Genomic DNA, 14891 nt, shown 5'->3' on the forward strand with positions numbered 1-14891 from the left:
AATTAAAAGAGGAAAGATTCGTTTATGGATCTTTCCTCTTTTTTTGTTAAAAATAGACTGTTTTCAACAAAGTGTCTAATTATAATGTTAGTTTCTTACAATTATAGTTATATATATGGATAACTAAAATAGAATAGTGTATAATAAAATCTGCAATTTAAATGATTATTTAGGAGATTATTATGGGAAAAGATTTATTTAATCCTCACCTGCGTAAGTTTTCGATTCGGAAACTAAACGTCGGTGTTTGTTCTGTGCTCTTGTCAACCTTGCTTCTTTTGGGAGCGGCAACGCAGGTTAGTGCTGATGAGACTGTTTCTTCTGGGACTCAAAACGAGGTTTCTCAAGCAGGCATAGCTGATTCCTCAGTAAATACTGCAGAGCCGCTAAATTCACCAGCTGAGGAAAGCAGGCCTGCCACTATTTCAGATCAGGCAGAAGATGCGTCTGCTGTAACGACTGCAAGGCCTGATTCAGATGGCAAGTCAACAAGTGAGCAGCCGGCGACAGAAACTACCTCTGCACCAGCTGTTGTTCCTGCAGAGGTTAAGACTGAAGATAATGCCCAACCAGCTCCTGCTCAACCGGCAGGAACTACAGAGACTGCTCAGCCTAGTCGCTCTCGTCGCGTAAGACGGGATGCGGCACCTACTGGTCTGCGAGATGGTGACCCTAACAACACCATTGAGAAGCCTACTTTGGCTGATTCTGAAAAAAAGAACCCGACAGACTTGATGAAGCAGATTAACTGGCTGGATCTTGGCGATAAAACTGCCATTAGTAACTTAGATACGGATGATTCCTTTAAAGTTGGTACTGTCTATGAGAAAGAAATTTCTCCAGGCTATCGTATCAAACTGACAGTGACGGAATTAAAACCTTTCCACTCAACAGAGATTTATCGTGACCGCGTCAAGGGTACTGCGTATGAAAACAGCTATGATCCGAATGCGAAAAACACTTGGTTCAGATATGTAAACGAAGACTATAGGAAGCAAGAAGCCGAGGGAGATTCAGCTAGACCAAAAATTATAGGAGCGGAACAGAATCAATGGACAGCCGTCCGAGACCAAGGGATTAACACCAATGGTCGAAAGACTCAATTACAAGTTCCTAAAAATGGTGCTAGCTACGGTATAAAATTTAAGGTAGAAGCGACTTACCTTGGAAAACCTGTAAAAGCGACGGTTATCATGTCAGATGGAGAAGAAGCCAACCCAGGGGAGTATGCTATCTTCACGACCAACGGCCAAGGATGGGAACACTTGGCAGAATGGAAACGTGTCTTGCCAGATGGGTCTGTAATTACCGACACTTATGCACCGATGAACCCTAATAGATATGGTCAATACATAGGGGATAATGCGACTATACCTGTAATCGACTGGACTGCTTTTACTAATCCAGATCAAAAAACAGGAGGCTTGGGCTCTCAGGTCTTTGGTCCTAATACTTCTAAAGACCGCACAGTTCCGCTTGTGATGACACGTGGCGCTTCAGAAGTTGGGATTTATATTGCTTCTTCTGGTCAGCAAGCTGCTATGATTGGTTTTATGGTAGTTGATGAAGGGGATGCACCGGCTTCTTATGGAAATGCTGTTCATGCTATTTCTGGTTATGATGCCAATACAGGTGCAAGAACTCCTCAGCCATTCTTGGGTCGAGTCGAAGCTGATATTGATACTACTTCAGGTAATGACTGGATGCATGATGACAATACTGATCACGCAGACGAAGGGGTTAATCAGCTCTTGCCTTCAGATTTGACTGGTAAGACAAATAACCTCTTCCGAGTTAATCGTCTTCAAAATGGTGACTACTCAGTTCGTCTCCAAGCCTCAGCCAATGGCAATAGCAAGGCCTATGTCCGTGCTTGGATTGATTTCAATCAAAACGGTGTTTTTGATGAAAATGAGGCCAGCGAATTTACTGAAGTAACAACGGCTGGTGACTATACTGTTAATTTCAAGAATAATCCAGCGATGACCAATCCTGAAGTTAGCAAGTTGGGAATGCGGGTCCGTATTGCCCTGAATAAGGGAGATATTGAAAAACCTACTGGAACAGCCTTTAGTGGGGAAGTTGAAGACTTAGAAGTCATCTTGACCTATCCGCCAAAAGGTGAAAAGAAGGAAAGTTCAGGAATAATCGGCCAGCCTCAGAAAGCTACTCTTCAGTTTACACCTCAAGGTATTGATCAAAATGATGAAAGCAAGAAAGCGGCTATTGATACAACTGTAGCACCTGTTGTTTTGGACAATGCAGGTCATACATTAACAGCAGATGGCGATGGTTGGTACAATACTGCTGAGGGACGATATAAAGTAACAGCCAAGGGAGCAAATGTGGATGTGATATTTGAACCTAGCACTGGCTATATCGGTACTACTCAAGGAATTAATATCCGCCGTGTTGATACTAATGGCGCAAGTACAGATTGGATTGCGAAGAATAATGGAGAACCTGTTATCAACGATAAGTTGAATAACATGGATGCCCGCTATATTCCGACTGTTTTGAATTTCACGGAACATCGTTCGACGGATGCTCAAGGTTTGCCTCAAGTGCAAGATATTGTCTTTAATGATGGAAATCCTGCTAAGACACCTGCTCAACCATCTGCAACGAATCCTGTCTCTTTCTTGGATGCTGATGGCAATCGTATTGCTGGAACAAGTGCTAAGGCAACCTCGAAAGGCCAAGAAGTGGGAACCTTTGAATTAGATCCAGCTACTGGTCGTGTGACTTTCACTCCAAATAAATCATTTGTGGGGACGGTTGACCCTGTTAACCTACAATTGCATGATACCGATGGAACAGAGCACCGTGCAACCTATCAACCAACAGTAACACGTGTTGTTCCGACAGCACAAGGAGCAAACTCTGAGGGTATTCAAGGTGCTGAGCAATCTGGTAATTTGATTTTTACGCCAGGTGATAATCGTGTGCCAATTAATGAGGCAGTTGCTCCAACTTTTGATAACGGTCAAACAACTAAGGTTGTTCCGAATGTTGGAACTTATATGGTTGATAACGCAGGTCGTGTAACCTTCCAACCAGTTCCTAGCTACACTGGCCGTCCAAGTACCGAATCTGTTAAACGTGTTGATATGAACGGGACAGAAGTAACCGCTGCTTATCAAGCTGAAGTTAAGGCCGCAACTCCAACAGGTCAAGATACACAGACTGTTGGGCTTCAAGGACAACTTCAAACTAGCCAGCTTAACTTTACTCCAGGTCAAGCAACTGTTAATAACCAAACACAAACAGTCCCATTAAACCCAGCAGGACCACAATTCGTTGTGGATGGGCAGGTTCAACAGGGTAATACCTTGGCAGTTAGCGACGCAAGTGGCAAGCTACAAGGAACTTACACTGTTCAAGCTAATGGAGATATTAGCTTCCAACCTGCTCCTGATTTCTACGGAACGCCTACTCCTGCACATCTTCGTGTAAGGGATAAGAACGGTTCTACTGCAGATGCAGTTTATTGGCCAAACGTTACGCAAGTAACTCCAACTAGCACTGATGCGACTAGCACTGGTCCTCAAGGTGTGCCACAAACTGGCACCCCAAGCTTCCAAGGTGGTGATTCACTAGTTCCAATTGATATGGATTCTCCAATGACCTTCAAAGACGGTCAGTCTAAGAAGAGTGTTCCAGGAGTAGGGGTATACACTATTAACTCAGATGGTTCCATCACCTTTACACCTGAGAAACAGTATGTGGGCACACCAACACCGGTTACAGTAAAACGTGTTGATAAAAATGGCACGGAAGTGACTGCAACTTACACGCCAACTGTGACTAAGGTAACGCCGGTAGGTACTAATGCGACTGGCACTGGCCCTCAAGGTCTTCCACAAACGGGCACTCCAACCTTTGCGGGCGGTGACCCACTAGTTCCGATTGATGAAACAGTTGAACCGACCTTTGAAGATGGAAGTAAAGAGAAGAACATTCCAGGCCAAGGCACTTACACCATCACTCCAGATGGGGCAGTGACCTTCACCCCAGAGAAGCAGTTTGTAGGCAAGCCGTATTCAGTTACTGTGAAACGTATCGATAAGAATGGCACACCAGTGACTGCGACTTACAGTCCAGAGTTTACTAAGGTAACGCCAACTGGCACTAACGCAACTAGCACTGGTCCTCAGGGCGTTTCACAAACCGGTACCCCAACCTTCACAGGTGGTAATCCACTTGTTCCGATTGATGAAACAGTTGAACCGACCTTTGAAGATGGAAGTAAAGAGAAGAACATTCCAGGCCAAGGAACTTACACGATTGCTCCAGATGGGGCAGTGACCTTCACCCCAGAGAAGCAGTTTGTAGGGAAGCCAGATCCAGTTACTGTGAAACGTGTGGATAAGAACGGCACACCAGTTACTGCGACTTACAGCCCAGAGTTTACCAAGGTAACTCCAACAGGTGCTAACGTTACTAGCACAGGTCCTCAAGGTCTTTCGCAAACCGGCACTCCAACTTTCCAAGGCGGTGATCCACTAGTTCCAATCGATGAAACCGTTACACCAAGCTTCGAAGATGACAGCAAGGAGAAGAAGATTCCAGGTCAGGGAACATACACTATTGCACCAGATGGTGCAGTGACCTTCACTCCAGACAAGCAATTTGTGGGTAAACCAGATCCAATTACTGTGAAACGTGTTGATAAGAACGGCACACCAGTTACTGCGACATACAGTCCAGAGTTTACTAAGGTTACGCCAACCAGCACCAATGCGACTAGCACCGGTCCACAAGGTGTCCCACAAACCGGCACACCGACCTTTGCAGGTGGTGATCCATTGGTTCCGATTGATGAAACAGTAGAGCCAAGCTTCGAAGATGGTGCCAAGGAAAAAGTAATTCCAGGTCAGGGAACTTACACTATTGCTCCAGATGGAGCAGTGACTTTCACACCAGAAAAGCAGTTTGTAGGTAAACCAGATTCAATCACTGTAAAACGTGTTGATAAAAACGGAACGGAAGTGACTGCTACCTATAGTCCAGAGTTTACGAAAGTGATTCCAACTGGTAAAAATGCTTCCTCTACAAATATCAAGGGACATGTTCAGACTGGGAAACCTGTCTTCAAAGCAGGTGATCCATTGGTTCCAATTGATGAAACTGTTGAGCCAAGCTTCGAAGATGGAAGTAAGGAAAAGACCATTCCGGGTCAGGGAAGCTATACCATCACACCAGACGGTACAGTCACCTTCATTCCAGAAGCAAATTTCCTTGGTCAGGGTACCGGTGTGACTCTTGTCCGTCGTGATAAGAACGGTACCTCAGTGACGGCTCGCTATATTCCGACCGTGGTTGAACCATCAACTAGCAAGGATAGTGTATCCAGCGGTCGCAAGGGCCAAGCTCAAACGGGCACGCCAACCTTTGAAGGGGCGATTGACCATGCAGTAGCACCGACCTTTGCGGACGGTAGCACAGAAATGGTTGTCCCAGGTGAGGGAACTTATCGGTTCAATATGCTGGGGGCAGTGACCTTTGTGCCGGAAGCCGACTTTGTCGGAACTGCTAGTGGCGTCGTCGTGAAACGTATCGATATTTATGGCAATGCCGTGACAGCTACCTATACCCCAACTGTCTTGGGAAGCACTGCCACAGAAGATACTGGCAGCACGGGTCTTAAAGGCAAACCTCAAACCGGCAAGCCTATCTTTGAAGGTGATGTGGATCCAACCGTTCCGCCAACTTTCGAGGATGGCAGTACTGAAAAGGTTGTTCCGGGTCAAGGTACTTACACGATTGCGCCAGATGGCACCGTGACCTTTGTACCGGAAGCTGGCTTTGTCGGTCAAGCTGACGGCGTGACAGTGATTCGCAAAGACCGCAATGGTCAGACGATTTCAGCAGTCTACATTCCGACTGTGACAGAAAATCCTGTTCAGCCAGAGCGGACGATTACGCCTGCACCTCTATCACTTTCCAAAAGCGAGGGTGCAAAATCCCTTCCTAAGACAGGTACAGAAGAAACTTCATACTTGGCAGCAAGCTTACTTGCGGGAGTATCTGGTTTAGGACTGCTTGGCTTAGCGAAGAGAAAGAAAAAGTCTGAAGACTAAGATGTGAGAACTTAGGTTCTAACACCTGAATTAAAAGAGGAAAGATTCATTAGTGAATCTTTTTTCTTTATATTCAAAGAAATAGATCTTAAAAACTTCATGATAGCATTTCTAAAATGTTAAACATTAAAGTAGAATCTGAGATACTCTCAGATTTATTTAATTTATAAGGATTTTTCTATGGTCTATTTTTTCTTTTGTTTTCAAAAATAGACTATAAAATGCTTTGTGTCAATTTTTTTAAAAATTTTTTATATAATTATAGTTATATATATAGCTAACTAAAATGGAATGTTGTATAATAAAACTATTGTAACTAGATGATTATTTAGGAGATTATTATGGGAAAAGATTTATTTAATCCTCACCTGCGTAAGTTTTCGATTCGAAAACTAAACGTCGGTGTTTGTTCTGTGCTCTTGTCAACCCTGCTTCTTTTGGGAGCAGCGGCACAAGTTAGTGCTGATGAAGCTAGTGATTCTGGTGCCCAAAACGAAGTTTCGCAAACAGGAATAGCCGAATCATCAGTGAATTCTGCTGAAACTGTGGCTTCTGAACATTTACATGCAAAAGAAAGTTCAGCACTTCCTTTTGCTACTGATACCCCTCAATCAGATGATAATCCTAGTCCAAGAAGCTCAGATTCTGAGAAAGTTGAAGAACCTACTGAATCTACAACAACTAAACCAGTTGAGAATACTCAACCAATCACTGTTCAACCAGAAACATCCAACGCGGCTGTCGTGGCTGAAAAGTCAGAAGCAACCGCAGATCTAGCTCAGCCTAATCGGTCTCGTCGTGTGAGACGGGATGCTACACCTACTGGACAACAGAACAGCGTAACAACAGGAGTTCCGATAGGTACTGGACCAGCTGGGGCAGATGATGCTACCTCTACGCCACGAGTACCTAAACCAAGCTTGGAGGAATCTGTCAAGAAAGATAGTACCCAATTAGCCAAACAGATTACTTGGCTTGATTTTTCGGATACTGCAAGTTGGAAAGGATTGGATTCACGAGGCGGACTCCAAGTAGGAACGACCTTCAAGAAGGAAATTTCACCGGGCTATGAAGTAACCCTGACGGTCACTGAGCTTAAACCTTTTAACTCGACTGAAACTTATAGAAAACGGGTTGAAGGAACACCGACAGCAAATACTTATGACCCAAATGCTCAGAATGGATATCTAAAGTCTGCTCCACAATATGGGAAAACACCTCCTACAGTGACGGGGGCAATCCAGAACCAATGGACTTCTATCCGTGATCAAGGTTTTAATACGCAAGGGCGAAAGACGCAGCTTGTCTATCCAGAGAACTCTACCAACTGGGGAGTGAAATTCAATATTGAGGCAACCTATCTCGGTAAGCGCGTGGCCCCTACGGTGGTTATGGCCGATGGTGAAGACGCCAACCCAGGTGAATTTGCTATCTTCACTACTAACGGAGAAGGATGGGAATATCTCGGTGAATGGAAGAATAAGAGTACTGCCAAAGAAGCCTACACCGTTATTACCAAGCAAATGCTGGATGATGAAAATGTAAAGAGAAGAGGTCTCTTAATCTTAAGAGATACAAGCGTAGACTGGTATAAGTACCTCAGTCCGGATACTGTGACAGGTGGTCTGGGGACTCAGGTCTTTGGACCAAACCGTTCTAACGAACGGACGGTTCCTGTGGTGATGACACGCGGAGCTTCTGAAGTAGGATTTTATGTAGCATCATCTGGGCAACAGGCTATGATGATGGGATTTTTAGTGGTGGATGGAAGTGATGCGCCAGCGACTTATGGCGAAGCCTTCCATACCATTTCAGGACGTGATTCGGTGACTGGTAAGCTAATTAATCAGCCTTACTTAGGGACTACTCCAGCAGACATTGATGTTGATACAGCTAATAATTGGGTTCTGGATGATAAAAAGGAGCATAAGGACGAAGGGGCCAGCCAATTACTAGCGGACGATCAATTAAGTAATTCTAATGATTTGCTTGATTTAGACAAAGCAAAAAATGGAACTTACACAATTAAAATCAAAGCTAATCCAAATGGCAATGCTAAATCCTATGTCAAGGCATGGATAGACTTCAACAATGATGGAGTCTTCAATGAAAGCGAAGGTAGCAACCTACAAGAGATTACAGCTGCTGGTGACTATACCTTGACCTTCAATGCCAACCCAAATATTACTGGCGGTCAAGTAGACAAATTGGGTATGCGTTTCCGAATTGCGACTAATAAAGGTGATATTGAACAACCAACCGGTATTGCCTTTAGTGGTGAAGTAGAAGATATGCTCTTGCATCGCATTTATCCTCCTAAGGGGGAGAAGCAGACTACGGATGGCTTTACAGGCGAGACTCAAACTGCTGTCCTTCACTTCACACCTAAAGGAACGGATCGCTCAGACGACAGTGTCAATGCAGTTATGAGTACCCAAGCGCCTCAGGTTCTGGATAAACAAGGCAATGCTCTGACGCCTGTTGATGGCAACTATATTCGTCCAGAAGGGACCTATCGCTTGACCGTCAATGGCAATGATGTTCAAGTAGTCTTCACACCAAATGCGGAATTTTCTGGAATTGCTGATGGAATTAACATCCGTTGGACTGACAGCAATGGTACATCAACTGGATGGACTTCAACGGATGCTTCTGACCCTAATAAAAATGATCAATTGACTACAATGGATGGCCGTTATGTACCGACAGTTCGTAAGATTCCAAACTACGAATCAAGTGGTCTTCAGGGACTGGAACAAAACAAAACGCTAGTCTTTAACGATGATGATACCAGCTCAACTCCTGTCACACCAGACGCTACTCATCCGGCTAGCTTTGTGGATGCGAGTGGACGACTGGTAACAGAAAATACGGTGCCTGCCATGGCCAATGGCCAGCAAGTGGGAACCTATGAATTGGATCCAAATACCGGCCAAGTGACCTTCAAGCCTATCAAAACTTTTTATGGTACGCCAGACCCAGTGGTAGTTCAAGTCAGTGATACCGATGGTAAAGCACACCGAGCACGCTACCAACCTAATGTGACCCAAGTAACACCAAGAAGCACCAATGTTGAATCAACTGGCCTCCAAGGTCAAGCACAAAGTGGTAAGCCGACCTTCACCCCAGGTGACCAACAAATCCCAATTGACATGAGCAAAGCCATGACTTTTGAAAATGGGACGAACACCATGGAAGTAGCTAATGAAGGAACTTATACTATCAATTCAGATGATACCATTACCTTCAAGCCGCTTAAGCAATTCACTGGTAAGGCGACTCCAGTGACGGTCAAACGTGTTGATGCCAATGGTACCGAAGTGACTGCAACCTATACACCTAACGTGACCAAGGTTACACCAACCAGCACACCTGCTAATTCATCAGGTCCTCAAGGGGTTCCACAAACAGGCACGCCAGTCTTCAAGGAAGGCGATCCAGCGGTCCCAATCTACTATAACAAGCCAATGACCTTTGATGATGATCAACTTAAGAAGATTGTTGCGGGCGTGGGAGAATACACTATCAATTCAGATGGATCTATTACCTTTACTCCAGATAAGAAATATGTTGGAACCCCAGCCGCGGTGACGGTCAAACGAGTTGACGAAAATGGTACCGAAGTGACGGCGACTTATACGCCAACCGTTACCAAGGTAACCCCTACTGGTACTGGTGATAAGACAGAAGGATTGCAAGGTCAGGTTCAAGAAGGCTATGTTACTTTCACACCAGGTCATGATTCTGTCCCGTTTCCAGCTGAAACAACTCCACTCTTTGACAATGGTTTAACTGTTAAAGAATTGCCAAATGTCGGAAAGTTTGAAGTGGATGCCAATGGCAAGGTGACTTTCACGCCAGACAAGCAGTTTAAGGGAACCACTCCTGAGCTGACATTGATTCGAGCAGATGTGAATGGCACTCCTGTTACAGTCAAATACCAAGCAGTGGTGAAAGAAGTGGTTCCTACAGGTACCAATGCGACTAGCACTGGTCTTCAAGGTCTACCACAATCAGGTACACCTACTTTCACACCAGGTGACAAAGCTGTGCCTATTGATATAGCTCAACCCATGACCTTTGAAGATAATCAAACAACTAAGAAGGTAGACAAGGTCGGCACTTATGTCATTGAGTCAGATGGCTCGATTACTTTCACTCCAGAAAAGCAATATGTGGGCACGCCAGCTCCAGTGACGGTCAAACGAGTAGATACAAATGGAACCGAAGTAAGAGCAACCTATACGCCAACTGTGACGCAAGTAACACCAAGAAGCACAAATGCTGAGTCAACAGGCCTGCAAGGACAACCACAAAGTGGTAAGCCGACTTTCACCCCAGGTGACCAAGCAGTTCCAATCGACATGAACAAACCCATGACCTTTGAAAATGGGACTGACACATTAGTAGTAGCTGATCAAGGAATTTATACGATTAATTCAGATGGTTCCATCACCTTTAAGCCAGAGAAGAAATTTACTGGTAAGGCAACACCAGTCACGGTCAAACGTATAGATGCGAATGGAACCGAAGTGACAGCTAAATATACTCCTACTGTTGAAGAAGTTGTTCCAAACGCAACTGGTGATCAGACTGAAGGTCTACAAGGATTGGTTCAGAATGGTAAGATTACTTTTGAAGCCGGAAGACCAGAAGTTGGTTTTTCAGCAGACAGTACCCCAGTTTTTGACACTGGTACTAATGTGAAAGAAATTGAAAATGTTGGCAAGTTTGAAGTGGATATTGATGGTAATATTACCTTTACACCGGTCAAGACATTTGTAGGTAAAACACCAGAAATTGAAGTCAGTCGTGCAGATGTCAACGGTATCATCGCTAAGGCAAAATATCAAGCAACAGTGACAGCTGTAAAGCCAACTGGTGTTGGAAACAAGACAGAAGGCTTGCAAGGCCAAGTTCAAGAAGGCCAAGTCACCTTCACGCCAGGCCATGACTCTGTTCCATTCCCGGCTGGTTCGACTCCGCTGTTTGATAATAATTCAACAGTGAAAGAAGTGCCGAATGTCGGTAAGTTCGAAGTGGATGCGGACGGTAAGGTGACCTTTACTCCAGACAAACAATTCAAGGGTGAAACACCAGAGCTTGAATTGACACGCACTGATGCCAATGGCACTCCTGTTACAGTCAAATACCAAGCAGTAGTGAAAGAAGTGGTTCCAAGAGGAACCGACGCGACTAGCACAGGTCCTCAAGGGGTTCCGCAAATAGGTAGTCCAAGCTTCCAAGGTGGTGATCCACTTGTTCCGATTGATATGGATTCTCCAATGACCTTTGACGATGGTCAACCTAAGAAGACGGTTCAAGGGGTAGGAGAATATACTATCAACTCAGATGGTACTATCACCTTTACTCCAGAAAAACAGTATGTTGGTACACCAACACCAGTCACAGTAAAACGTGTGGATAAGAACGGCACGGAAGTGACTGCCACCTATACGCCAACGGTAACACGGGTAACGCCAACTAGTACCAATGCTGAATCAACCGGTCTCCAAGGTCAACCGCAAAGTGGCAAGCCAACTTTCAGCCCAGGTGACCAAGCTGTTCCAATCGATATGACCAGACCAATGACCTTTGAAAATGGGACTGATACTCTGGTAGTGGCTAATCAAGGAACTTATACTGTTAATTCAGATGGTTCCATTACCTTTACCCCAGATAAGCAATTCACTGGCAAAGCGACACCTGTTACGGTTAAACGAGTCGATGCTAACGGTACAGAAATAACTGCGACTTATACACCGACCGTTACCAAGGTGACACCAACTAGCACCAATGCTGAATCAACTGGCATTCAAGGTCAGCCGCAATCAGGCACACCTAGTTTCACTCCTGGCAACTCAGCTGTTCCGATTGACATGGATAGTCCAATGACCTTCGAAGATGGTCAGTCTAAGAAGACTGTTCAGGGAGCAGGGGAATACACTATCAACTCAGATGGTTCTGTCACCTTTACTCCAGAGAAACAGTATATTGGTACACCAACACCAGTCACTGTGAAACGTGTGGATAAGAATGGTACTGAAGTTACTGCTACTTATACACCGACCGTTACCAAAGTAACTCCAATCAGCACCAATGCGACTAGCACAGGTCCTCAAGGTGTCCCTCAAACTGGCATTCCAACCTTTGCGGGTGGTGATCCACTAGTTCCAATTGATGAAACAGTTGAGCCAACTTTCGGAGATGGAAGTAAGGAGAAGACTATTCCAGGTCAAGGAACATACACGATTGCTCCAGATGGCGCAGTGACTTTCACGCCAGACAAGCAATTTGTAGGTAAACCGAATCCAATCTCTGTAAAACGCGTCGATAAGAATGGCACGCCAGTAACTGTAACATACAGTCCAGAGTTCACTAAAGTAACTCCAACTGGTACTGGTGATAAGACAGAAGGCTTGCAAGGTCAGGTTCAAGAAGGTCATGTTATCTTCACTCCAGGCCATGATTCCGTTCCATTCCCAGCGGGCTCAACTCCACTGTTTGATAATGGCTCAGCAGTTAAAGAAGTGCTAAATGTCGGTAAGTTCGAAGTGGACGCAGACGGTAAGGTAACTTTCACACCAGACAAGCAATTCAAGGGGGAAACGCCAGAACTGGAATTGACTCGGACTGATGCGAATGGAACTCCAGTAACCGTCAAATATCAAGCAGCAGTGAAAGAAGTGATTCCAACCAGCACCAATGCAACAAGCACAGGACCTCAAGGTCTTCCTCAAACTGGCACTCCAACTTTTGCGGGTGGTGATCCACTAGTTCCGATTGATGAAACAGTGGAGCCAACCTTCGAAGATGGCAGCAAGAAGAAGACCATTCTAGGTCAGGGAACATACACTATTGCACCAGATGGTGCAGTGACCTTCAGTCCAGACAAGCAATTTGTGGGTAAACCAGATCCAATTACTGTGAAACGTGTTGATAAGAATGGCACACCAGTGACTGCGACTTACAGTCCAGAGTTTGTCAAGGTAACTCCAACTGGTACTGGCACTAAGACAGAAGGCTTGCAAGGCCAAGTTCAAGAAGGCCAAGTCACCTTCACCCCAGGCCATACCTCTGTTCCATTCCTAGCTGGTTCAACTCCATTATTCGATAATGGTTCAGCAGTTAAAGAAGTACTGAATGTTGGTAAGTTCGAAGTGGATGCAGATGGGACAGTCACCTTCACCCCAGACAAGCAGTTTAAGGGGGAGACACCGGAACTTGAATTAACTCGGACTGATGCGAATGGTACTCCTATCACCGTCAAGTACAAAGCGGTAGTAAAAGAAGTAATTCCTACAGTTACCAACGCAACCAGCACTGGTCCTCAAGGTATTGCGCAAACGGGCACTCCGACTTTTGCTGGCGGTGATCCACTAGTTCCAATCGATGAAACCGTTGAACCAAGCTTCGAAGATGGAAGCAAAGAGAAGACCATTCCAGGCCAGGGAACATACACCATCACTCCAGATGGAGCAGTGACTTTCACCCCAGACAAGCAGTTTGTAGGCAAGCCAGATTCAGTGACTGTAAAACGTGTTGATAAAAACGGCACTCCAGTAACGGCTACCTATAGTCCAGAGTTTGCCAAGGTTACTCCAACTGGTAAAGATGCGACCTCTACGAATATCAAAGGTCATGTTCAAACCGGCAAACCTGTATTTGAGTCAGGTAATCCATTGGTTCCAATTGATGAGACGATTGCACCAACCTTCGAAGACGGAAGCAAGGAAAAGACTATTCCGGGTGAGGGGACTTATACCATCACGTCAGATGGGACAGTCACCTTCACTCCAGAAGCTGATTTCCTTGGTCAGGGAAGCGGTGTGACCCTTGTCCGTCGTGATAAGAACGGTACCTCAGTGACGGCTCGCTATATTCCGACCGTGGTTGAACCATCAACCAGTCAGGACAGTATATCTAGCGGCCGCAAGGGCCAAGCTCAAACGGGCACGCCAACCTTTGAAGGGGCGATTGACCATGCAGTAGCACCGACCTTTGCGGACGGTAGCACAGAAATGGTTGTCCCAGGTGAGGGAACTTATCGGTTCAATATGCTGGGGGCAGTGACCTTTGTACCGGAAGCTGACTTTGTCGGAACTGCTAGTGGAGTCGTCGTGAAGCGTTCAGATATTTATGGCAATGCCGTAACGGCTACCTACACACCAACTGTTTTGGGAAGTACTGCCACAGAAGATACCGGCAGCACCGGTCTCAAAGGCCAGCCGCAGACTGGTAAACCAATCTTTGAAGGAGACGTGGATCCAACCGTTCCTCCAACTTTCGAGGATGGTAGTACTGAAAAGGTTGTTCCAGGCCAAGGAACTTACACGATTGCGCCAGATGGCACAGTGACCTTTGTACCGGAAGCTGGCTTTGTCGGCCAAGCTGACGGTGTGACAGTGATTCGCAAAGACCGCAATGGTCAGACGATTTCAGCAGTTTATGTTCCAACTGTGACAGAAAATCTTGTTCAGCCGGAGCGGACGATTACGCCTGCACCACCGTCTCTTTCTAAGAGTGAGGGAGCAAAAGCTCTTCCTAAGACCGGTACAGAAGAAACCTCATACTTGGCAGCAAGCTTACTTGCGGGAGTATCAGGTTTTGGACTGATTGGCTTAGACAAGAGAAAGAAAAAGTCTGAGGACTAACATAGGCTTGAAGAAATTCTATTAATGAACTATAAGAATTTCGGGAGAGCGCAAAAACAGGTAGAACTTATGTTCTACCTGTTTTTGTTATCAAAAAATTGTTGGAATTAATAGAAAGAATAGAAAGCTTCAGCTGGCTAATAACTGTCCTGTT

2 protein-coding genes are annotated in these 14891 nt (G+C 45.3%); both read left to right on the top strand.

Annotated features, from left to right (window positions below):
* Nucleotides 1-182: 182 nt before the first annotated feature.
* Entirely contained in the window at nt 183-6083 is a 5901-nt protein-coding gene (locus RSK81_RS04740; RefSeq protein ID WP_002925205.1) for a CshA/CshB family fibrillar adhesin-related protein, read from the top strand.
* A gap of 341 nt (nt 6084-6424) precedes the next feature.
* Complete coding sequence (locus RSK81_RS04745; RefSeq protein ID WP_315687588.1) at nt 6425-14737, top strand: CshA/CshB family fibrillar adhesin-related protein; 8313 nt, start codon at nt 6425-6427, stop codon at nt 14735-14737.
* Nucleotides 14738-14891 lie beyond the last annotated feature (154 nt).

The sequence above is a fragment of the Streptococcus sp. DTU_2020_1000888_1_SI_GRL_NUU_041A genome (assembly GCF_032387735.1).
Lineage (GTDB): Bacteria > Bacillota > Bacilli > Lactobacillales > Streptococcaceae > Streptococcus > Streptococcus sanguinis.

Coding starts and splice junctions, on each gene's coding strand:
- RSK81_RS04740 (WP_002925205.1), top strand. CDS start 183: ATGGGAAAAGATTTATTTAATCCTCACCTGCGTAAGTTTTCGATTCGG.
- RSK81_RS04745 (WP_315687588.1), top strand. CDS start 6,425: ATGGGAAAAGATTTATTTAATCCTCACCTGCGTAAGTTTTCGATTCGA.